Annotated in this window: 25 protein-coding genes; 1 reads left to right on the forward strand and 24 read right to left on the reverse strand. The window is 37.7% G+C overall.

From position 1 onward, the window contains the following. Window positions 1-22 precede the first annotated feature (22 nt). Together G630_RS0101405 and G630_RS0101410 are read right to left on the reverse strand one after the other, a co-directional pair. Window positions 23-1,147: a DUF5692 family protein gene (locus G630_RS0101405; RefSeq protein ID WP_026497507.1), complete on the reverse strand. Its 1,125-nt coding sequence runs from the start codon at window positions 1,145-1,147 to the stop codon at window positions 23-25. A gap of 141 nt (window positions 1,148-1,288) precedes the next feature. Next, window positions 1,289-1,705, reverse strand: a complete 417-nt coding sequence (locus G630_RS0101410) for a LysM peptidoglycan-binding domain-containing protein (protein ID WP_026497508.1) — start codon at window positions 1,703-1,705, stop codon at window positions 1,289-1,291. 399 nt (window positions 1,706-2,104) lie between these two features. On the opposite strand from G630_RS0101410, the gene lexA reads away from it, so the two are divergent. Continuing rightward, a complete protein-coding gene (gene lexA / locus G630_RS0101415; RefSeq protein ID WP_022759971.1) occupies window positions 2,105-2,719 on the forward strand; it encodes a transcriptional repressor LexA in 615 nt (204 codons plus the stop codon). 104 nt (window positions 2,720-2,823) lie between these two features. Here lexA and rsfS read toward each other — a convergent pair whose 3' ends face one another. The 22 genes from rsfS to coaD all read right to left on the reverse strand — a co-directional run bounded on the left by rsfS (window position 2,824) and on the right by coaD (window position 20,338). Next, a complete protein-coding gene (gene rsfS, locus G630_RS0101420; protein ID WP_026497509.1) occupies window positions 2,824-3,189 on the reverse strand; it encodes a ribosome silencing factor in 366 nt (121 codons plus the stop codon). Continuing rightward, complete coding sequence (gene yqeK, locus G630_RS0101425) at window positions 3,182-3,736, reverse strand: bis(5'-nucleosyl)-tetraphosphatase (symmetrical) YqeK (protein ID WP_242829882.1); 555 nt, start codon at window positions 3,734-3,736, stop codon at window positions 3,182-3,184. The genes rsfS and yqeK overlap by 8 nt, the downstream gene beginning before the upstream one ends. A gap of 60 nt (window positions 3,737-3,796) precedes the next feature. Further along, window positions 3,797-4,453: a nicotinate-nucleotide adenylyltransferase gene (gene nadD, locus G630_RS20250; RefSeq protein ID WP_022759968.1), complete on the reverse strand. Its 657-nt coding sequence runs from the start codon at window positions 4,451-4,453 to the stop codon at window positions 3,797-3,799. A 77-nt stretch (window positions 4,454-4,530) separates the two neighbouring features. After that, window positions 4,531-4,827: a ribosome assembly RNA-binding protein YhbY gene (gene yhbY / locus G630_RS0101435; protein WP_022759967.1), complete on the reverse strand. Its 297-nt coding sequence runs from the start codon at window positions 4,825-4,827 to the stop codon at window positions 4,531-4,533. Further along, window positions 4,811-6,205, reverse strand: coding sequence for a GTPase ObgE (gene obgE / locus G630_RS20255; protein ID WP_044958386.1), 1,395 nt, complete (start codon window positions 6,203-6,205; stop codon window positions 4,811-4,813). The genes yhbY and obgE overlap by 17 nt, the downstream gene beginning before the upstream one ends. Window positions 6,206-6,302: 97 nt before the next feature. Beyond that, window positions 6,303-6,587, reverse strand: a complete 285-nt coding sequence (gene rpmA / locus G630_RS0101445; protein ID WP_022759965.1) for a 50S ribosomal protein L27 — start codon at window positions 6,585-6,587, stop codon at window positions 6,303-6,305. Window positions 6,588-6,590: 3 nt separating this feature from the next. Then, a complete protein-coding gene (locus G630_RS0101450) occupies window positions 6,591-6,920 on the reverse strand; it encodes a ribosomal-processing cysteine protease Prp (protein WP_022759964.1) in 330 nt (109 codons plus the stop codon). Window positions 6,921-6,947: 27 nt separating this feature from the next. Beyond that, on the reverse strand, window positions 6,948-7,256 hold the full coding sequence (rplU, locus tag G630_RS0101455; RefSeq protein WP_022759963.1) for a 50S ribosomal protein L21: 309 nt from the start codon (window positions 7,254-7,256) through the stop codon (window positions 6,948-6,950). Window positions 7,257-7,348: 92 nt separating this feature from the next. Next, window positions 7,349-8,392 carry a ribonuclease E/G gene (locus G630_RS23200; RefSeq protein ID WP_026497510.1) on the reverse strand — a complete coding sequence of 348 codons (1,044 nt, stop codon included), beginning with the start codon at window positions 8,390-8,392 and terminating at the stop codon, window positions 7,349-7,351. Then, window positions 8,385-9,140 carry a TIGR03936 family radical SAM-associated protein gene (locus G630_RS20265; protein ID WP_044958388.1) on the reverse strand — a complete coding sequence of 252 codons (756 nt, stop codon included), beginning with the start codon at window positions 9,138-9,140 and terminating at the stop codon, window positions 8,385-8,387. Before G630_RS20265 ends, G630_RS23200 begins: the two co-directional genes overlap by 8 nt. Window positions 9,141-9,155: 15 nt before the next feature. Beyond that, window positions 9,156-11,039, reverse strand: a complete 1,884-nt coding sequence (locus tag G630_RS0101470; RefSeq protein ID WP_026497511.1) for a TIGR03960 family B12-binding radical SAM protein — start codon at window positions 11,037-11,039, stop codon at window positions 9,156-9,158. Between the two features lie 69 nt (window positions 11,040-11,108). Then, the gene (hisIE, locus tag G630_RS24085) at window positions 11,109-12,386 is read right to left on the reverse strand and encodes a bifunctional phosphoribosyl-AMP cyclohydrolase/phosphoribosyl-ATP diphosphatase HisIE (RefSeq protein ID WP_081667752.1); all 1,278 of its coding nucleotides are present in this window, start codon (window positions 12,384-12,386) and stop codon (window positions 11,109-11,111) included. 28 nt (window positions 12,387-12,414) lie between these two features. Beyond that, on the reverse strand, window positions 12,415-13,002 hold the full coding sequence (gene hisB, locus G630_RS0101480; protein ID WP_026497513.1) for an imidazoleglycerol-phosphate dehydratase HisB: 588 nt from the start codon (window positions 13,000-13,002) through the stop codon (window positions 12,415-12,417). 2 nt (window positions 13,003-13,004) lie between these two features. Then, on the reverse strand, window positions 13,005-14,300 hold the full coding sequence (hisD, locus tag G630_RS0101485) for a histidinol dehydrogenase (protein ID WP_026497514.1): 1,296 nt from the start codon (window positions 14,298-14,300) through the stop codon (window positions 13,005-13,007). Then, window positions 14,300-14,947 carry an ATP phosphoribosyltransferase gene (gene hisG, locus G630_RS0101490; RefSeq protein WP_026497515.1) on the reverse strand — a complete coding sequence of 216 codons (648 nt, stop codon included), beginning with the start codon at window positions 14,945-14,947 and terminating at the stop codon, window positions 14,300-14,302. Before hisG ends, hisD begins: the two co-directional genes overlap by 1 nt. Before the next feature lie 2 nt (window positions 14,948-14,949). Next, the gene (gene hisZ, locus G630_RS0101495; protein WP_026497516.1) at window positions 14,950-16,062 is read right to left on the reverse strand and encodes an ATP phosphoribosyltransferase regulatory subunit; all 1,113 of its coding nucleotides are present in this window, start codon (window positions 16,060-16,062) and stop codon (window positions 14,950-14,952) included. Between the two features lie 88 nt (window positions 16,063-16,150). Beyond that, window positions 16,151-16,684, reverse strand: a complete 534-nt coding sequence (locus G630_RS0101500) for a Holliday junction resolvase RecU (protein WP_022759954.1) — start codon at window positions 16,682-16,684, stop codon at window positions 16,151-16,153. Window positions 16,685-16,719: 35 nt separating this feature from the next. Beyond that, the gene (locus G630_RS0101505; RefSeq protein ID WP_026497517.1) at window positions 16,720-17,778 is read right to left on the reverse strand and encodes an RluA family pseudouridine synthase; all 1,059 of its coding nucleotides are present in this window, start codon (window positions 17,776-17,778) and stop codon (window positions 16,720-16,722) included. Window positions 17,779-17,788: 10 nt separating this feature from the next. Beyond that, entirely contained in the window at window positions 17,789-18,391 is a 603-nt protein-coding gene (locus tag G630_RS0101510; RefSeq protein WP_026497518.1) for a hypothetical protein, read from the reverse strand. Between the two features lie 19 nt (window positions 18,392-18,410). Further along, on the reverse strand, window positions 18,411-19,118 hold the full coding sequence (locus G630_RS0101515; protein WP_026497519.1) for a pseudouridine synthase: 708 nt from the start codon (window positions 19,116-19,118) through the stop codon (window positions 18,411-18,413). 60 nt (window positions 19,119-19,178) lie between these two features. Then, window positions 19,179-19,829 (reverse strand): vacuolar family H+-ATPase subunit H, encoded by a 651-nt coding sequence (locus G630_RS0101520; RefSeq protein ID WP_022759950.1) that lies wholly within the window; start codon window positions 19,827-19,829, stop codon window positions 19,179-19,181. 5 nt (window positions 19,830-19,834) lie between these two features. Next, window positions 19,835-20,338: a pantetheine-phosphate adenylyltransferase gene (coaD, locus tag G630_RS0101525; RefSeq protein WP_022759949.1), complete on the reverse strand. Its 504-nt coding sequence runs from the start codon at window positions 20,336-20,338 to the stop codon at window positions 19,835-19,837. Window positions 20,339-20,341 lie beyond the last annotated feature (3 nt).

A 20,341-nucleotide genomic window follows, 5' to 3' on the forward strand; every position in this document is an offset into this window, starting at 1 on the left:
ATTATAAGCGCGATATAAATATTTACGCCTTCTCAGCACGATCCATAGCAAGCTGGAAATCCTTAGTATCTTCAAATACATTATTTGAGTAAGGATTCTTACCAAGTTTTACTGCTCTCTTAATAATCTCTGCTATGCAAATAACATTGATTGTTATTGAGAGAATAGCAACAAATCCCTGCATTCTGGGATCTGCGGTAATGCCCATAGATGAAATGATTTCTCCTGCCTGTGCTGTTTTACCTGCTCCTGAATTGTAAAGCTCAATTGCCTTTGAATAAAGATCAATTGTAGTAATGTTATTAGCTGTAGCACCACCGTATACTGTAGGAAGTGCTGCCGCAAACTTACTCCAAAGCTGGAATCCGGGAACTACCTGAGCCCACATGCACCAGATAGCAAGTGTATTAGCTCTGTTCTGAATCCATGCACCCTTGTTCCAAAATGCATTTGCAAAAGTAGGTGCAAGAAGAAGTGCAACGCCGCAATACCAGGTGTGTGTAGGAAGATTTAGGTATGTATATTCAAAGTTCCATACATCATAAGCAAGGATAAACCAAACGGTCATATCAGGCCAGAGCATATCTGACTTATTTCTGTCTTTAGACGTGTAAAGATGAACAACACCTGTCATACAGAAGATATTGATCATACCTGCAAGAGCGTTAACAACGTTCCACCATCCACCGTAGATGAATACACCTTCGTTAGATGCCCACCATGCACCGGAAAGGTTACCTGTGATATTAAATGCAGCAAGAGCTGACTCCATATCAGAAACATTTGCGATCATGATGTTAGCTGCAACGATGAACCAAGGGAACCAGGCAAACCATTTTTCTTTGCCAATGCCCCACTTGTACTTGATCATCATGAAGCCTACACATCCTATATCAGCAGCGTAAAGTTTGAAATAATGGAACCAACCGTCCATATAAGCTACTGTAGGATTGCTCGCACCTCCAAACATACCAAGATGTGCTACAATAAAATAAACTGTGAGGATTGTAGGGATAATTACAAAAACCAGGATACCGCCGGCTTTTGTTCTTCTACCAATCTCGTTCATAAGAATAAGGCCCGTGAAGACAAGAACCCATCCAATGAGTTGTGACGCAGCACTTGAGCCATAAAGTTGGAATAGCATAAGTTACCTCCATAAAATTAAACAATATTATCTTCAATAATAATGCAATATATGAGCGTAAAATGCTATTGGCAAAAGTTATATATTTTATACTGTATTTATGGATACTATTATTTAAAATGTAGTTTCCGATTTTTTTTTTTATTTTATGAAATCATCATAATAAGGAACAAATATTTTAGAACCTGCTACAAGATCAGTATTTGTCGATATTCTGTTGATTGAAGCGATGTCATGAGCAAGTTCATTGATATCTCTGTAATGAAGGTCGTCCATATATTTCTCAGCTATCGAATATACTGAATCACCGGAAGCTATTGATACGGAAGAATAATAACGATATTGCTGATGATCATCACTGCTACTTGCGTCAGATTTAAATGAGAATGAAAGAATGAGAGCAAGGAAAATGATTACAGAAACAGAAACACAAAATGTAACAACTCTTCTGCGAAGCTGTATCTCTCTTCTCTTCTTATTATTCATGGAACGAACAAAGCTCTTCTCACAGTTCTCTGAATAACTATAAGTTTTACCACCAACAACCACTTCTCTCATCTTGTTACCTCCGAATGCGAACAAACGTTACGAACAGTTGTTCTGTAATAAATATATCGAACATTTATTCTTTTGTCAACAATAAATTCGCACATTTGTTCTAAAATTGAGAACAAAATAATCTTAAAGAAATCATTCGTTTGAGTTCATATTTTGTTCATATTTATAAAGTATTATTTAATCAAGATAGTTGATGGACGAAATCACACTATCTCCCCCTCATAAGAAAATCGCAGGACACTCACAGTAATGTGGGTGTTTTGTGATTAATTCAATTTCTTTATGTATTCATAATAATCCATCCCCTGTCCAATAAAACGTACAGCGAATATATGTTTGCTATAATTCTTTTTTTATGCTAAACTGAACATAGGTTCTGAATTTTTATGGAGGATTATCATGGAAAAAAGAAGAATTAGTGCAAAACAGCAAGAAATATTGGATTTTATCAAGGATAAGATTCTGGAGAAAGGCTATCCGCCGACAGTAAGAGAAATTTGTGAGACAGTACATCTGAAATCAACATCTTCTGTCCACTCTCATCTTGAAACACTTGAGAAAAACGGATATATAAAAAGAGATCCTACCAAGCCTCGTACAATTGAAATTTGTGACGATTCATTCAATATGATTCGAACTGAGATGGTTAATATTCCTGTTGTCGGTCAGGTTGCTGCGGGAACTCCTATTCTTGCAGAGCAGAATATTGACAGCTACTTCCCTATCCCGGCTGAGATGTGTCCTAAAGGACAGATGTTCATACTAAATGTTAAAGGTGATTCTATGATAAATGCCGGCATTTTTAATGGGGATCATATTTTTGTTGAAGCTTGTGATACAGCCAGGAATGGTGAGCAGATAGTTGCCCTTATAGATGATTCAGCAACAGTTAAAACTTTTTATAAAGAAAAGGGACATATAAGACTTCAGCCTGAGAACGATACTATGGAACCTATAATTGTCGATGATTGCGAGATTCTTGGCAGAGTATTTGGCGTTTTAAGGCTTTATTGATATTTTTGATTTGTATTTATAAATGCCAAATCCTCGATTAGATCATTTAATATTGATAAAAAAGAAGGAGTAGATATTTTCATAAATATCTACTCCTTAACTAATTACAGCTCATCTTTAGTAATATGCTTTCCGTCTCTCCATATTCTTTCAAGATCATAGAATAATCTGTTTTCCTGATCAAATATGTGAACAATTATGTCTCCGAAGTCCTGAAGAATCCAAAAAGCACTCTCATAACCTTCTACATCCTTTTTCTCATAGCCTGCTCTGCCAAGGGCCTCTTCAACTTTATCAGCCATAGCCTGGATCTGAGACCTGTTTGAACCACTTGCAACTATGAAATAATCACCAAGTGATGAAACTTCACTGATATCGATAATTTCAATATCGGAGCCCTTTGTATTTTCTATAGCCTCAACAGCTATCTTGACAATATTTTTTGAATTTTCAATTGTGTGTTCACTCATTGTTCATCCTGCCCTTTTTTAAATAATAATCATAAGTGTCCTGCGTCATGGGATCGCATTCTTTATCAATGTTTTTTAAATAGTTAAGCGTGTCCCTTAATATATAAAGCATACATTTGTCGAGATTTTTATATGCTTCTTTACGAATTTCGCTCATATGTTCAAGCGGTTTTCTGTTCGGTTCTATAAAATCTGCGATGAATACGATTTTTTCAAGGTCCGTCATTCCCGGGTGTCCGGTAGTATGCCACCTTATAGCTGATAAAATCTCTTTGTCATCGATACCATATCTGTGCTCTGCCAAACACATACCTGCTTTAGCATGAATAAGTGACGGATTTCTTCTTTCTACTTCGGAAATATCAACTTCGTACTTTTTGCAGATTTTAATTTGCTCTTCATGATCGAGATTTTTAGCGCAGTCATGTAAATATCCTGCAATAAGAGCCTTTTCAATAGAAACATCATGTACAGCGGCCATATTTGCTGCTGTATACGCTACTCCCAATGTGTGGTCAAAACGATCCGCATTTAGTACAAGCTTCATTTCTTTTCGGAATTTGTGTGAAATATCAATAATCTTCATAATGTAATTTCAGGTAATGAATCAACCATTATATATTTTTACATCATCGGTATCATTATCTACGGGGATTCCATTGAATATATTCTTCAGGCATGCAAACTCAATAACAGAATCCGGAAGAAGATATCTTACCGATCTGCCGGTTTTCATACGAGCTCTGATGTCGCTGCTTGATAAATCAAGATTCTTAAATGAGAGAATTCTGACATCAGCACCATATGTATCGTGCAGATGGCGTCTTTGCTTATCCATATCTTCTATAGACATATTGTCTCTTACAGCAGCCAGAATAATGCAGTTTTTGAAAATCTCTTCACTTTCATACCAGCTTTCAATTGATCTGAAAGTATCACCGCCGAGTATCAGATATATCTCATCACCGGGATACATCTTCTTAAGCTCACGTAAGGTATCAATAGTATAACTATTACCTTCACGATCAATCTCAATTCGAGAGCAGGTAAAATAAGGATTATTTTCAATTGCAAGCTTAACCATCTGATATCTAAGCTCACCGGGAGTTATGGAAGAGGTATCTTTCATATATGAACACCCACTGGGTATAAAGATAATCCTGTCCAGGCAAAACTGCTCTCTTGCTGCTTCGCCAAGAATAAGATGAACATGATGAATAGGATCAAATGTTCCGCCTAATATTCCGATTTTTCTGCCTGCCATAGTAATAACCTCGCTGTAAAATTGTTTTTAGTATTGTAGCCTTTATGATAACAGGGCCAAATTTTAATACATATTACTTATTTAGGAAGCTTGATTTCAGGATTTTCATGAAAAGGCTTGTATAACACAAATTTGCGGCCGATTACCTGAACGAGTGTTGATCTGGTTCTGTCAGCAACAGTATTTGCCACCTCTTTAACATCATCTGTACAATTCTTTAAAATGGAACCCTTTATAAGCTCTTTATTATTAAAACATTCGGAAACTGCTTCAGTTACTTCGGGAGTTACTGCTGACTTGCCAATCTGAAAAACAGGCTCCAGATTCATGGCTAATCCTTTTAAGTAAGCGCGCTGTTTACTCGTTAAATTCATCATTGTCCTCCATATCAATATCTATATCATCATCTTGCATTTCGACATTATTCATGACTGAATTATCGCCGGTATCTGCATTTCTGTAATAATCAAAACTGTTACCGTACATTCTGACGGTATCACCTTCCTGTATACCAAGTTCTTCAAGTTTATCGAGAATACCTGTCTCAACAAGGAAATTCTGGAAAAATGCAAAACCTTTTTCGGAATCAAGGTTAGTATATCCAAGCATTTTTTCAATCTTTGGTCCTTCTATTACATATTCCTTAGAGTTTGAATCATATTCAACAGTGAAGGACTCATTTTCTACCTTGAGTTCAACCTCGGGATCATACTCACTTTCAAATACGACAGTATCATCACCAAGTTTGTCAAGTTCTCTACTTATATAGTATAGCAGTTCATTAATGCCTTTGCCAGTTAACGTTGACGTTGCAAATACCTTTACACCCTGTGGCTCAAATTTTTCTCTGAGTTTTTGAATTATCTCAGAGTCTTCTCCATCAGGAAGCATGTCAATCTTATTTGCTGCTATTACCTGTGTTTTCTTGGTAATATCGGCATTGTATTTGGCAAGTTCATTATTTATGGCTTCTATATCTTCAAAGGGATCCCGCCCTTCTGTTCCTGCAGCATCTACAACATGAATCATCATCCTTGTACGCTCAATGTGGCGCAAAAATTCATGTCCGAGACCTGCTCCATCGGCTGCGCCTTCGATAAGTCCGGGAATATCTGCTACAACAAAGCCTCTTGCATCATTTAAACTTACAACACCCAGAATAGGGGTTAATGTTGTGAAATGATAGTTTGCTACTTTGGGCTTAGCGTTAGATACTTTTGTTAAAAACGTCGATTTACCAACATTGGGGAAACCAACAAGTCCTACATCTGCTATCATTTTCAGCTCAAGTAATATTTCAAGTTCTTTGGAGGGTTGGCCGGGCTGAGCATATCTCGGCGCCTGCATTGTACTGGTTGCATAATGCATATTACCATTACCGCCGCGACCACCTTTAAGTAAAACAAACTCTGTGGTTTCGCCGGACATATCGACAATGACTTTACCGCTCTCAGCTTCTTTAATTACTGTACCCTGGGGGACCTTAATAATGATATCAGAGCCTTGTTTGCCGTGACATCTTCTCTTTCCGCCATCTTCACCGTTTTCTGCTTTATATTTGCCGCCATAATGGAAATCTGAGAGAGTATTGATTCCAAGATCAACTTTAACAATAACATCTCCACCTTTTCCGCCGTCTCCGCCATCGGGACCACCATTGGCAACAAATTTTTCTCTTCTGAAGGATACGTGGCCATCTCCGCCTTTTCCGCTTTTTACAAATATTCTTGCTCTATCAACAAATGCAGGCATTATAATCTCCTAAATAAATTATATAAAAACAACGGGGATTCTAAGAAAAAGAGCTCCAAACAAAATATGTTTGGAGCTCAATACAAAACGATACTGATTACTTCTCTACAGCGTAAACGCTAGCCTGCTTCTTATCGCGGCCTTTGCGCTCGAAACGAAGCACACCATCGATAAGTGCAAACAGAGTATCATCCTTACCGATACCAACGTTCACACCGGGATGAATATGAGTGCCGCGCTGTCTGTATAAAATATTTCCAGCCTTTACGAATTGTCCGTCAGCTCTCTTTGCTCCAAGACGCTTTGACTCGGAATCACGACCATTCTTTGTGGATCCGACTCCCTTCTTATGAGCAAAAAATTGAAGGTCCATATTCAACATGACTTACACCTCCTCGAATTTAATGTTCAAAAACTCATTACCATACTGTTTGTAGACACCTGTAATTCCAAGCTCGAAGGACTTCATCAATAATTCGCCCTCCTTAGAGAAACCATTCTCTGCTTGCACTTCGATGTAACCCTTCTCAGGATTAGCATCACAGGTAAAAACATCATCTGTAAATTTTTCAAGAGAATTGACAGTATTAATAGATAGCATGGAAATTGCTGCACATACTATATCTTTGCCATATTCACCGGAACCGGCATGTCCTTCAAGCTTAAAGCCCTTGTACTCGCCATCCGTATTTTTACGAATAATGATATTTGTCATATCTGCAAACACTCAAAAAACACAAGATTAAAGAGAAATCTTATCAATCTTTACGCTTGTGAAGCACTGTCTGTGACCGTTCTTCTTGTGATAACCTGTCTTAGACTTGTACTTGTAAACGATAACCTTCTTGCCCTTGCCCTGTTCCATAACAGTTGCACTAACTTTAGCGCCTGCTACATCACCAGCAACCTTAAGAGTCTTGTCATCACTTACAGCAATAACATTATCAAATGTAACTTCTTTTCCGGCTTCTACGTCAAGCTTCTCAACACGAATAACGTCGCCCTCGGAAACCTTGTACTGCTTACCACCAGTAACAATAATTGCGTACATAAGGCACCTCCTTTTTCCAAATCTCGCTAACTATGGTGGGAAAAATTAATCCACTTCAACCTCGTTAAGCGGCATACTCTGAAATAATAACATCACTTATTTTTTATGTCAATAGTTTCTCTCAGAGATTTTTTTCTTTTTTGTCTTGTAAACTCCATTATACCAAGACCTGTCAAATCAATATAAGTCAGATTCATTGGATCCGATTGTATCAGATTCTTTATAAATGAGATAAGTCTTTCATTCATGTCGGCATTTTTCATTGACACGAAATCAATAAGTATCATGCCCGAAAGATTTCTTAGCCTAATCTGTCTGTAAGCTTCAATAGCAGCTTCCATATTAAGTTTTAAAAAGAAATCCTCGGATTTTTTTGTAGCTTTTCCTGAGTTGACGTCAATCAGATTAAGGGTTTCAGTCTGCTCTATTATCAGAAATGCTCCCGAATCCAGCCAGACCTTCTTCCCAAACAAATCATCTGTTTTACTGGAAAGACTATAATTTATTTGTAAAGGAAGTCTTTTTTCTTCCTCATCATAATATTCACATACAACATTATGAGCGCTCAGTTCATCATAAATATCTCGTATATCTGTAACAATTTTATAGGATTCTGCGCAATTGGCATCAGGATCAATAGCATCAATAATTTTGATAAAATCAGATACGAATGTACTAATTTCATCAGATACAAGGCCGGTATTACCTGATATCATCTGGTACTCACATCTTGTCTTGGCAATCTTTATCAAATCATCGATATTACCGTCAAAAGTAGAACTATCAAGGTCGATTTTACCGGATAGCCTCGCCTGCTTTGTTTTTTGCTCTTCCACTTTTAATTGGACAAGAACTATATCGCCGGTTTTCAATGCAGATGAATCAGCATTTCTGTTAAGTATATGTGCAGGAGGCATAGCTTTAAATGGTAAAAATCCTACACTATGCTTTCCCTTAATGTTTTCAAACCTGACAAAAGCAGCGTTTAAATTGGATACAAGATTCTCGACTCTTCCGACGTATATATTGCCGGTCCTGTCAATGGAATCCAAAATATCCAGCGACTGAACTGTATTATTTAGAATACCGATCATTGAAAGATGTCCGTGCCATCTTGTAATAATTATTTCACACATAAAGCTTTCCCTGTGAGGAGGACTTAGTGGCAGCAAAAGAAAGAGCCGGAATTTTTTGCGGAATCATAGGCTGAATAAAGTAACCTTTTTCATCATTACCGGAAAGGTAGGTTTCAAGTCTGTGATAAACGGCAGCAAACGGCTTCATCTCCTCTCTTGCAAATGAAAACAGCGATTCGGTTAAAAGAGATGCTTTTAAATTACTTGAACTGCCGGCAGATACAAGGACATGTATCTGATTTCCCGGAAGTATCTCATAATCATAAATCAGTGGCTTGATATTTATTTCTTTCTCACCATTTTTTGTCTTCTTTGTAGCTAAAATTTCATTCTGCTCCATGAAACTTCTAAAAGTACTTTCTAGATTAAACTCAGGAGCTTTTCCATCTCTGAATGAAATAACATATTCAGCAGCAGCTACACTCGTCATGGCATTTACGGATTTCTCCGGCAGTTCACTGATAGCCGTTATTACAATGCCTTCATTCATTGCATTGTTTAAAGAATCCATAACAGCTTCTGGTGACTTACAGCTAAGTACGGTCATGTCCATATAATCACCATCGGTTGTGGAACCGACACTAAGAGGCTGTGCAAAAGAAAGAATCTGATGAGGGCTGTAGCCTTCACTGTATTTAATATCTATTTCAGCACGTCTTATAGCTTTTTGGACATATCTCATGACATCCAGATGACCAAGAAACCTTATCGGACCATGCTTTGAAAATTTTAATCGTAGTTTTACCATAATTTGTCAGTACCTTTAATTAACACCGGTTTTAGGCTGAAAACAAATACCTACACCGTAATTTGCACCGCCACATCCCATACATGACTGTCTGCAATTCGGAGATACAACGCCTTTTTTGGAGGTTTCCCATTCTCGCCATAAAAATTCTTTGGATACTCCGCAATCTATCATATCCCAGGGGAGAATTTCATCCTTTGTTCGCTCTCTTTTTACATAGAACATGGGATCAAGAGAAGCTTTTTCCATTTCTTCCAGCCAGATATCATTTTTAAAATGTTCGCTCCAGGCATCAAAAATGCAGCCTCTTTTATATACATTATAAATAACTGTCGATAGCTTTCTGTCACCGCGTGCAAGTATACCTTCAAGCATGCTGGCATCAGCCTCGTGCCAGTTATACTTTATATGCTTCTGGTTAAGCTGAGCCATTATACCTTTTCTGGTGATACTTGCCTTATCAAGGAATTCTTCCTTGGTATTCATAGGAGCCCATTGGAAAGGAGTAAAGGGCTTTGGGACAAAGAAAGACGTACTTGCTACGATTTCAATTGTTCTTCCGTTTCTCTTCTCCTTAGGAACTGTCTCGAAATACTCAACAGCAATTTTATTGGCTATATCTCCTATTCCTTCAATATCTTCAGAAGTCTCTCCGGGAAGGCCAAGCATGAAATAAAGCTTAACCTTATTCCATCCGCCAACAAAAGCTTCATGAGCTCCTCGTAATATATCCTCTTCAGTAAGCCCTTTATTAATTACATTTCTCATCCTTTGAGATCCGGCCTCAGGTGCAAATGTAAGTGAGGATTTCTTAACATCCTGAACCTTGCTCATTACATCAAGAGAAAATGCATCAATTCTAAGGGAAGGCAATGATATATTGACTTTATGCTCGTTACAGTAATCAATCAGGAATTCCAAAAGCTCATTTAATCCTGTGTAGTCACTTGTGCTGAGTGAGCTTAAGGATATTTCTTCGTAGCCTGTATTCTTAAGTAATGTAATTGCGTATTCTTCCAGCTTCTTTACATCTCTTTCACGAAGAGGCCTGTATAACTGCCCCGCCTGGCAGAATCTGCAGCCTCTGATGCAGCCTCTCATAACCTCCATTACTACTCTGTCCTGAGTTACTCTGATAAAAGGCATAACAGGCTTCATTGGATAATACGCATTTGTGAGGTCCAGGCATAGTTCTTTTTTTACTACGGAAGGAACGCCCTCTCTGACAGGAGTTATAGCTTTAATTGTCCCGTCTTCTTTGTAGCTGATATCGTATAAAGAAGGAACATAGATGCCATTAATTTGAGAGCATTGGAATAAGAATTCCTCTCTTGATAAGCCTTCATCCTTTGCTTTTTCGTATAAATCAAAAAGCTCTCTGTATTTCGTTTCTCCTTCACCGATATAGAAAAGGTCAAAGAAATCTGCTATAGGCTCCGGATTATATGAACAAGGACCACCGCCAATAACTATAGGATCATCCCAGGTTCTGTCTTTTGAATATATCGCGACTCCTGAAAGATCAAGAACCTGAAGTATGTTTGTATAACACATCTCGTATTGAAGTGTAAATCCAAGGAAATCAAAACCCTTTATGGGATCCTGTGATTCCAAAGCAAAAAGCGGGATGTCATTTTCTCTCATGATACTGTCCATATCGGACCAGGGAGAAAATACCCGCTCACACCATACATCTTCATATTCGTTGAATAAACCGTAAAGAATCTGAATTCCCAAATGTGACATGCCTATTTCGTACACATCAGGGAAACAGAATGCAAATCTGATTTTTATGTCAGATAAATCCTTCACAGCACTGTTAACCTCGCCGCCGATATAGCGCTCGGGTTTACTGATGCTAAGAAGGATTTCATCTGATAATGCTAATTTTTCGTTCAAATTACACCTCGAAAGATTTATAAAAGACATCAATTGAGAAATAATTCAAATAATCGATATTAAAAAGCCTTAGCGCCTTGCTAGCTCATCGGTTATTTCTTCCCAGCTAATATCTTTTTCTGCCATAAGTACCATCATATGATACAGGAAATCAGCCATTTCGTAAATGAGTTCATTTGAATTTTTATTTTTTGCGGCGATGACCATTTCGGTACTTTCCTCACCGACCTTTTTCAGTATCTTATCCAATCCTTTATCGAAGAGGTAATTGGTGTAAGAGCCTTCTCTTGGATTGGTTTTTCTGTCATTTATAACGGTAAATACACTGTCGAGCACCTTTTGAGGATTTTTCTCTGCATATTTTTTTCCGGTGATTTCGTTGAAAAAGCATGAATAGCTGCCGGTATGGCATGCGACACCAACCTGTTTTACCTTTGCTAGTATAGTGTCCATATCACAATCCGCTGTCAGCTTCTTAACATATTGGAAGTGACCACTTGTTTCTCCCTTAAGCCAAAGCTCATTTCGACTTCTGCTAAAATATGTCATCTTACCGGTTTCAAGAGTCTTCTTATATGATTCTTCGTTAAAATAAGCAACCATCAAAACCGCATCTGTTCTGTAATCCTGAACCACTACAGGAACCATGCCATCGGAATTTTTCTTGAAATCTTCCCATTTAAACTGCGGGAGCATACGATTTACCGCAAGATCATTCTCCGCGCAGATGTTTTTCATATTTCTGATTTCGGAAGAATTGACATTTATAGCTTTTCCGGAAAGACCGCTGACATTTTTCTCTGACATAAGTCCTATCATTTTATCAAGAGATAAATCCGGAAGGCATAATATAGTTGGCAAATCAATAGCAAATGTTTTCTTTATTTCAGAACTGTTCAAAAGAATCAGCTCATCAGCATATTTTTTTATGAGTTCATCGTAAGCTGATATTTTATCGGTCTCTGTATAGCATATACAGATTTTGCCTTTGCCGAATTTCTCTGATACCTCTTGCAAAATATCTATATTGCCCTGTTTGGAAAAATTGAGACAAGCCTTTTTGCAACCGGCATATAGAAGTTTTTTTATATCTTCCATACGCTTAACGTTTCCTGCGCCATATACATCGCAGGAAACCACACCGCATATTTCCTTTATGATATCAAGTGATTCTTCATGCTCTGCATCACTTTCTGACATATCAAAAATGATTATTGCATCACAATCGTCATCATCATATTTCTCTGCAAGCATAACAGGTGACTGTGAAATAACATCTGCATTTTCCAAAGATGCAACAGCATTTCCGTTATGTAAATATATGCAGGGTATAAATTTTTTCAGCATATTAGTTCTCCCGGTAAATAGTTTAGTATTAAAGACTTCCCTTTGTGCTTAAAACACCGTCTATTCTTGAATCTATGGAAGTTGCTTCATCCAAAGCTCTGGCGAATGCTTTAAACATAGCTTCTATCTTGTGATGATCATTGATTCCCGTTATTACTCTGAGATGCAGATTCATCATTGCACCATAAGAAACTGCATAAAAGAACTCTCTCACAAGCTGAGTGTCAAACGCTCCAACCATTGGTGCAGTGAATTCGGCATCCATTTCGAAATAAGGTCTTCCGCATAAATCAATTGCGGATAGAACAAGCGCCTCATCCATAGGAAGGATAGAACTACCATAGCGTTTGATCCCTTTCTTGTTTCCGAGGGCTTTTGCGATTGCCTGTCCAAGAACAATTCCGGTATCTTCCACAGAGTGGTGGCCATCAACATCAGTATCGCCGACAACATTAACAGAAAGATCAAATAAACCATGTCTGGCAAAAGCTGAAAGCATATGATCAAAAAAGCCGATGCCTGTATTAATGTCGGATTTTCCGGATCCATCAAGATCAATTTCTAATGTAATGTCAGTTTCAGCGGTTTTTCTTTCGATTTCAGCTGTACGTGCCATTCTTATTCCTCCTCAAATCTAACTGCTATTGAATTCGCATGGGCTGTCAGGCCTTCATTTTTAGCAAAAAGTTCAATATCCTTATGAACCTTTCTGAGACCATCCTCAGAATACGCAATTATACTTGTCTTCTTTACAAAATCATCCACAGAAAGCGGCGAGAAAAATCTTGCTGTCTGATTGGTGGGTAAAATATGGTTAGGGCCTGCAAAATAATCACCAAGGGGCTCTGAAGAATACGCTCCAAGGAAAATAGCACCTGCGTGTTTAATTTTCGGCATAACCTCAAAAGGATTCTTTGTAATGATTTCGAGGTGCTCTGAGGCTATGGCGTTTGCTGCATCAATAACATCAGTCATATTATCAGCAACAAAAATATATCCGTAATTATCAAGAGACTTTTGAATTATCTCACTTCTCTCAAGCTTTTGTGTAAAAGCCTCTACTTCTACTGAAACATCTTCGGCAAGCTTCTTACTTGTAGTTACAAGAATTGCACTGGCCATCTCATCATGCTCTGCCTGTGATAAAAGGTCTGCCGCAACATATCTAGGATTTGCGGTTTCATCGGCAATAACAAGAATTTCAGAAGGACCTGCAATAGAATCAATAGAAACATAACCAAAGCAGGCTTTTTTTGCAAGAGCAACGAATATATTTCCGGGACCAGTAATTTTATCCACTTTCGGAACTGATTCGGTACCAAATGCCATAGCTGCAATAGCCTGTGCTCCTCCAACCTTGTACACTTCGGTAACACCTGCAATATCAGCAGCTACCAGAGTTCCGGGATTGATTTTTCCATCTTTTGAAGGCGGTGTACACATTATAATACGTTCTACACCTGCAACCTTGGCGGGTACAACATTCATAAGTACGCTTGAAGGATAGGCAGCTTTTCCACCGGGTACATAAACACCGGATATTTCAATTGGGATGATTCTCTGACCAAGAATTGAGCCATCTTCTTTTGTATCTATCCAGGTATTTCTCTTTTGCTTTTCATGAAATACACGAATGTTTTCAGCACTTTTCTTTATAACATCAATAAAGTCATTGTCAAGAGCTTCATATGCAGCCTCAATCTCCTGCCTTGTTACTTTTATTGTATCAGCTGTTATATCAAAATGATCAAATTTAGAGGTATATTCAAAAATAGCTTTGTCACCATTTTCTCTTACATTTGTAATTATATCATTTACGATCTGCTCGTATTCACCGTAATTAGAAGGACTTCTTTTTAATAACTTCTCAAGGAGCTCTCCTTTTGTTTTACTGTTTAATTCTACTATCCGCATTACAGGTTCTCCTTCATGTCATTGATTAGTTTATGAATTCTTTCAGATTCCATCTGCATACTTACCTGATTAACAATAACTCTTGCAGATAACGGACATATCTCTTCCAGAACAGTAAGACCGTTTTCACGAAGTGTACTGCCTGTTTCAACTATATCAACTATAACATCCGAGAGATTAACAATAGGACCAAGCTCAACCGAACCGTTCAATTTAATAATGTCAACAGTTTGGTTTTTTCTGTTATAAAAATAATCTTTCGCAATGTTAGGATATTTGCTGGCAACCTTGATCATTTCATGATGATCGAGAAGTTCTCTGGCAGATTCGGGACCGCATACACACATTCTGCATTTACCGAATCCCAGATCAAGAACTTCATAAACACTTCTATTTTCTTCCATGATTGTATCCTTGCCGACTATACCGATGTCAGCAGCACCATATTCAACATAGGTGGGAACATCAGGACCCTTTGCCAGGAAAAATTTAAGTTTCAGCTCTTCATTTGTAAAAATAAGTTTTCGCGTCTTTTTATCTGTTATTTCTTCACACTCAATGCCGCATTTCTTTAAAAGCTCCATTGTAGAATCGACAAGTCTTCCCTTACCAAGGGCAAATGTGAGATATCTATCCTGTTTATTCATTATTATTTTGCCCCCTTTAAGATTACCCTTGTACCTTGCTTTCTAAGCTCTTTAGCCTTAGAAAGAGAATCTTTGAAGCTGTTTTCATCATATTCAATAACTATTGGCTTATCTTCTTCAGGCAGCTGAATTTTCTGGTTGTATAAAGCTTTCATCAGATCATCAAGATTAATCATAAATCCGATTGAAGGTGCGCTCTTTCCAAATCTATCGAGAAGATCATCATATCGACCGCCTTTTGCTATCGCATCACCTACACCGTAGGTATAAGCGCCAAACATTACACCGGTATAATAATTAAATTTACTAAGCATACCCAGATCAAAAGATATGTAATCCTGAATACCGTAGTTACATAATACCTGATATAAACTTTGAAGGTGAGAAATAGCTTTTTGTGAACGCTTGTTATTAACGAGCTTTCCTGCTTCTTCAAGAACTTCTGCATTTCCTATACAGGTTGAAACACTTTTTATAAGTTCGCGATATTTTTCTGAAATGCCGGACTCTTCCATGATAAGATCTGCAGCAAATGTATTTCTGCTTACAAGCTTTTCTCTTATAGCTTCTTCAGTATCAAAATCGATGCCGGCTTCTTCGCAGATACCGTAATAATAATCAGCATCACCTATACTTACCTTAAAATCGTTTAAGCCCGTAGCGGAAATCGATTCCACCAGCAATGCGATCATCTCAGCATCAGCAAAAATTGAGCCATCGTTCATAAGCTCAGCGCCGATTTCGGAAACTTCCTTCAGCTTTCCCTGCAGACTGTGAGTATTTAAAAATGTCTTACCGCTGTAACAGAATCTAACAGGTTCTTCATCTTCCAAAAAATATTTACTAACACATCTTGCTACTGATGGTGTGAAATCCGGACGAAGTACCATGGTATTACCATCCTGGTCAAAGAACTTATAGAGCTCTTTTTCACTATTACTGCTGATCTCCTCCGCAAAAACATCAAAAAACTCAAAAGTAGGAGTATCAATGGTTTCAAATCCGTAAGATTTCATACGGTTTCCTATAGTATTTATTACAAAAGATCTGTCACTGCATTCTTTTCCATAAAGATCACGTACACCCTCTGGTGTGTGCAAAAGTCTTCGATTCATACATATCTCCCGGACGCTTTATTGCGTTAACGTGCTACTTCGCTACTACATTAAATTTATTTAAGTTTATAGGAATACAATTTATTTGTCAATCTCTTTGCTCAAGATCTTTTTGCAGCATATCCAGATATGGGATATACCCTTTGGTATCATCTGAAATTATATATTCCGGATCGAGCTCATCATATCGAAAGCTTTTTCGTCCGCCTTCAACGGCTCTTTCCCAAAAATATTTGAGTTTTCTATAAGGAAGATAATAGAATTCCCCTCGCCCGGTATAATAAATCAGAAAAAAAGCAATGCCGTCCTGTGCTTCAAATTTTTCCATAAAAGAAACCTGATGGGGATGGATGTTTTCCAGGGTGAATGTATCCTGTGCACATTCTTTTGCATCAAAGCAAACAGGAATTCCCTGAACTGCGCCTATATAATCGACAGTACTTTTTTGATCAAAATAGGCAAGTGTAATATGTCTTGTTTCTTTATCAATATTTATCGGTGTAATAGGCGTGGGAATCTTTTGGATGAGGGCGAGTGCCTCTTCCTGATATTTTTCGTTTGTTCGATTTATCAGTTCCTCCAGAGTGTTACCACGAAGTCCTCTTGAATTCCATGTGGCCATATTGTCTCCATTCGAAAGAATAAATACGAAATTATTTATGAAAACAGTTTGGATTTTATATTTGAGTAAATAGCAGGAAGCTCAGCTTCGAATATCCTGCCCGAAAGATATGAAAAATCGTCAGCCATTATCGGAAATTCCAACCTGCTTGAATGAAGCAGCTGATACTTTAATCCGAATTCAGATTTAATTATCTTATTGGTCTGCTCATTACCATACTTTGTATCACCGATCAGTGGATGCCCTTCCGATGATAAATGTGCTCTTATCTGATGTGTTTTGCCCGTATGAAGTAATACTTCAAGCTCTGTAAGTATAGTTTTTTTATCTGAAATATAGAGAGCGCCATGACCCATAACCTTAAAGGATGTCTCTACAGGTGAATATAAGTCATTTTGTTCATTATCGGGCTTAGTATCAGTAAGAACCACTTTATTTGTTTTTCTATCCTTAAAGAGATAACCGGATAAATGCGAATCAGAGACAATATTTCCAATAACAATTGTCCTGTAATATTTATGAAGAGTTCTGTCTTTTAACAGATTGGCCATTTTTCTGGCTCCGGGTAGGGATTTTGAACATATTAGAAGCCCCGATGTATTTCGATCCAGACGATTACATACTGATGGCCTGAAAGTCGCAAGACTCTCCTTGCTTATTTCTCCCCGGTTAAGAAGATATCCTATAAGCCATTCATTAATGCTTAAATCTTTAGCTTCAGATTTCTGAGATAAAATTCCGCAGGGTTTGTTTAAAAGAAGAATATTCTCATCTTCATATATAATTTCAAGGTCTCCGAATTTCGCAAAGGCTCTCTCATACACCGCCGCGGTATCATCGACAACACTTCCGGAATCTAAAGCATTCACATGCCTATTTGCGAATTTGTAGAATGTTTCATCGGAAAAAAATACGGATATAACATCTCCTTCTTTAAGAGCTTCCTTTCCGCTTGCTTTTTTTCCGTTAAGAGTAATATTCTTTTTTCTAAGCATCTTAAATAAAAATCCCATGGAGCATTCAGTAAAATAACTCCCAAGAAATTTATCCAATCTCTTACCTGTTGAATTCTTATCTATTTTAATTTCTCTCATATCACCCTGATTATAACGAAATTGAAAGTAAAACAAGCGCACAGGTTTCAACCGTGCCGGGGACCCAGGAATCTTCAATTGCCTGAGGATCGATATTCTTGGATTGCCGTATCTGTTCAAGATTATCCAGCCTGTTACAAAATGCATTAATATCTTTAAATACCTTGACTGTGTAACTGCTGTAACCGCTCTGTGATATCTGGTTTCTAATGTGTTTCTCGCAGTTTGAGGTATCAAGGGCTTTATTTTCCGTATAGCAGATTACATTCTTATCAAGAACTGTTGCAGCTGCAATACTATAGTTTTCATCGTAACTAGTCATCTCAAGATCATATCTGATGAGAAGCCCGCCTCTGTGAGTTTCAATTATGTCATACGCAGCCTTGCTGCAAGGATGCGCTTTCATGTACATTATAAGATTGACAGCACTAAGTCCTGTGGGCAGGCATCCAAGTGCAGCAATTATACTAAATGCACTCTTATTTGATTTATAGATAAAAAGACCTGTGAAAAATATAATCAGACAAATTGCAAGTGCAATAATGGTTCTTATAGTTGCAAACTTACGATTATATTCAATATATCCAAAATTTCCTTTTGCTACTTTTTTCATGACAACCTCTGAATATCAGTTATTTTAATAGATCAAGCTCTTCATCCGTAAGCTCTCGGTATTCTCCCGGAGCAAGAGTCGGATCAAGAACAAGTCCCCCCATCCTTATCCTTTTTAGGAAAGTAACTTCATTTCCTATGGCTTCAAGCATACGCTTAACCTGATGGAATCTCCCCTCATGGATGATAAGGTGCAAAACTGCTTCACCATTTACATCTTCAATAAATGCTTTTGCAGGAAGGGTAGGTTCATCATCACCTATATCAACGCCTTCCTCAAGCTTCTTAAGATCAAAATCTGATATCACTCTTGCAGTATGGACTTCATATTCCTTTTCAACATGCTTTTTGGGAGAAAGAAGCCTGTGAGCAAGCTTTCCATCATTTGTTATTATCAGAAGTCCTTCAGTATCTTTATCAAGCCTTCCGACAGGAGCCAAATTATTGTCAAAACCAATATCAATGAGATCAAGAACAGTCTTGTCATGATTGTCTTTTGTTGCAGAAACAACGCCTTGCGGCTTATTAAGCAGATAATATCTGAATTCTTTATAATCGGAAGTGAGACTTTCGCTCGAAAATATGATTTCATTTATGGTAGGATCAACGCTAAACTCAGGTTTTGTTATAACATTACCATCAACGCATACCATACCGTTTTTTATATATTCTTTAAGTTGTTTCCTACTTCCGATACCGCAGGATCCCAAAAACTTATCTAATCTCATAATATATCCTAAAAGAAAAGCTGCCGCATGATTTACTCACCGGCAGCTATAAAATTATTATTACAATAAATCAAGATTCAAATCAGAGCCATCGTCAAGCATAACTTCTGGAGTTATTTCTGTAAAATTTGAAGCCGGCTTGGGTTTCTCTTTTACGTTAGAAGGATTGACACTTGGCGGAACAAGATCCGCTCTGTTTGATTTAATTGTTTCACTATATGAAGTAAGATCTTTTAAGAAAGAAGTTGTACTTGCATTAGTGGTTTCAATTGCTTTATTTACTATTACTTCAACCTCTGCAAGCAGGTTATCTGTATAACTTACTGCTGCAGCCTTCATCTGATTGGCTTCATTTGTGGATCTTGTAAGAATCTCCTCAGCTTGCTTTGCAGCATGGGCAATTACCTCATTAGCCTGTGCATAAGCCTGCTGCATGATATCATGTTCATTTATCATTGCATGAGTCTGCTCTGTGGCTCTGTCAATCAGGTCTTTTGCCTTTTTCCTGGCATCCTCAAGAATAGCTTCTTTATTGCTGATAATAGTCTGATATCTTCTGATTTCTTCGGGTGTTTTACTGCGAAGCTCTCTTAGAAGTTCATCAATCTCTTCTTTGTTTACTACAATGTTAGTATGTGACAGCGGCTGATACTTGCAGTTGTCAATGAATGTTTCAATTTCATCAATACATTGTTCAATTCTACTGCTCATAGTCTTTACCCCCCAATTTGCTGTTTATCATACCCATATTTCTTATAAACCATTTGTGCGACATACTCTGTTACACAGCGGCTTATATCCCCATGAAAGCTTGCGAATTCACGAACAGTTGAACTGCTTAAATATGCGTATTCAAGGCTTGTTGTCAGGAAAACAGTATCAACTTCATTTTGTGAAAATGCTTTATTGGTCTGAGCAATCTGGAGTTCATATTCAAAATCGGTGATAGCTCTGAGACCTCGTAAAAGAATCCTTATATTGTTTTGCTTGCAATAATCGATGATAAGACCTTCATGACAGTCAATCTCAACATTATCAAGATCCTTAACTGCTTCCTTAATCATCTTAACACGTTCATCTACTGAAAACAACGGACTCTTAGCTGTGTTCACGCTTACCACAACGACCAGCTTATCAAACATGGCAGAAGCTCTTTTGATAATATCAAGATGTCCTAATGTTATCGGATCAAAGCTTCCGGGATAAACAGCTACTTTCATTAC

This window comes from Butyrivibrio sp. WCD2001 (genome assembly GCF_000424485.1).
Classification (GTDB): domain Bacteria; phylum Bacillota; class Clostridia; order Lachnospirales; family Lachnospiraceae; genus Butyrivibrio.

What these genes read in the sequence shown, in the direction of transcription:
- hisIE (WP_081667752.1), bottom strand. Translation starts at nt 12,386, where the DNA reads ATGCTGAAAAAATTTATACCCTGCATATATTTACATAACGGAAATGCT.
- yhbY (WP_022759967.1), bottom strand. Translation starts at nt 4,827, where the DNA reads ATGAATTTAACGAGTAAACAGCGCGCTTACTTAAAAGGATTAGCCATG.
- hisD (WP_026497514.1), bottom strand. Translation starts at nt 14,300, where the DNA reads ATGCGGATAGTAGAATTAAACAGTAAAACAAAAGGAGAGCTCCTTGAG.
- hisB (WP_026497513.1), bottom strand. Translation starts at nt 13,002, where the DNA reads ATGGCACGTACAGCTGAAATCGAAAGAAAAACCGCTGAAACTGACATT.
- G630_RS0101405 (WP_026497507.1), bottom strand. Translation starts at nt 1,147, where the DNA reads ATGCTATTCCAACTTTATGGCTCAAGTGCTGCGTCACAACTCATTGGA.
- G630_RS0101500 (WP_022759954.1), bottom strand. Translation starts at nt 16,684, where the DNA reads ATGGCCACATGGAATTCAAGAGGACTTCGTGGTAACACTCTGGAGGAA.
- hisG (WP_026497515.1), bottom strand. Translation starts at nt 14,947, where the DNA reads ATGAATAAACAGGATAGATATCTCACATTTGCCCTTGGTAAGGGAAGA.
- nadD (WP_022759968.1), bottom strand. Translation starts at nt 4,453, where the DNA reads ATGGCAGGCAGAAAAATCGGAATATTAGGCGGAACATTTGATCCTATT.
- G630_RS0101515 (WP_026497519.1), bottom strand. Translation starts at nt 19,118, where the DNA reads ATGAGATTAGATAAGTTTTTGGGATCCTGCGGTATCGGAAGTAGGAAA.
- G630_RS0101510 (WP_026497518.1), bottom strand. Translation starts at nt 18,391, where the DNA reads ATGAAAAAAGTAGCAAAAGGAAATTTTGGATATATTGAATATAATCGT.
- rpmA (WP_022759965.1), bottom strand. Translation starts at nt 6,587, where the DNA reads ATGTTGAATATGGACCTTCAATTTTTTGCTCATAAGAAGGGAGTCGGA.
- rplU (WP_022759963.1), bottom strand. Translation starts at nt 7,256, where the DNA reads ATGTACGCAATTATTGTTACTGGTGGTAAGCAGTACAAGGTTTCCGAG.
- G630_RS23200 (WP_026497510.1), bottom strand. Translation starts at nt 8,392, where the DNA reads ATGTGTGAAATAATTATTACAAGATGGCACGGACATCTTTCAATGATC.
- lexA (WP_022759971.1), top strand. Translation starts at nt 2,105, where the DNA reads ATGGAAAAAAGAAGAATTAGTGCAAAACAGCAAGAAATATTGGATTTT.
- G630_RS0101450 (WP_022759964.1), bottom strand. Translation starts at nt 6,920, where the DNA reads ATGACAAATATCATTATTCGTAAAAATACGGATGGCGAGTACAAGGGC.
- coaD (WP_022759949.1), bottom strand. Translation starts at nt 20,338, where the DNA reads ATGAAAGTAGCTGTTTATCCCGGAAGCTTTGATCCGATAACATTAGGA.
- G630_RS20265 (WP_044958388.1), bottom strand. Translation starts at nt 9,140, where the DNA reads ATGGTAAAACTACGATTAAAATTTTCAAAGCATGGTCCGATAAGGTTT.
- G630_RS0101410 (WP_026497508.1), bottom strand. Translation starts at nt 1,705, where the DNA reads ATGAGAGAAGTGGTTGTTGGTGGTAAAACTTATAGTTATTCAGAGAAC.
- obgE (WP_044958386.1), bottom strand. Translation starts at nt 6,205, where the DNA reads ATGCCTGCATTTGTTGATAGAGCAAGAATATTTGTAAAAAGCGGAAAA.
- yqeK (WP_242829882.1), bottom strand. Translation starts at nt 3,736, where the DNA reads ATGAAGCTTGTACTAAATGCGGATCGTTTTGACCACACATTGGGAGTA.
- rsfS (WP_026497509.1), bottom strand. Translation starts at nt 3,189, where the DNA reads ATGAGTGAACACACAATTGAAAATTCAAAAAATATTGTCAAGATAGCT.
- hisZ (WP_026497516.1), bottom strand. Translation starts at nt 16,062, where the DNA reads ATGAATCGAAGACTTTTGCACACACCAGAGGGTGTACGTGATCTTTAT.
- G630_RS0101520 (WP_022759950.1), bottom strand. Translation starts at nt 19,829, where the DNA reads ATGAGCAGTAGAATTGAACAATGTATTGATGAAATTGAAACATTCATT.
- G630_RS0101505 (WP_026497517.1), bottom strand. Translation starts at nt 17,778, where the DNA reads ATGAGAGAAATTAAAATAGATAAGAATTCAACAGGTAAGAGATTGGAT.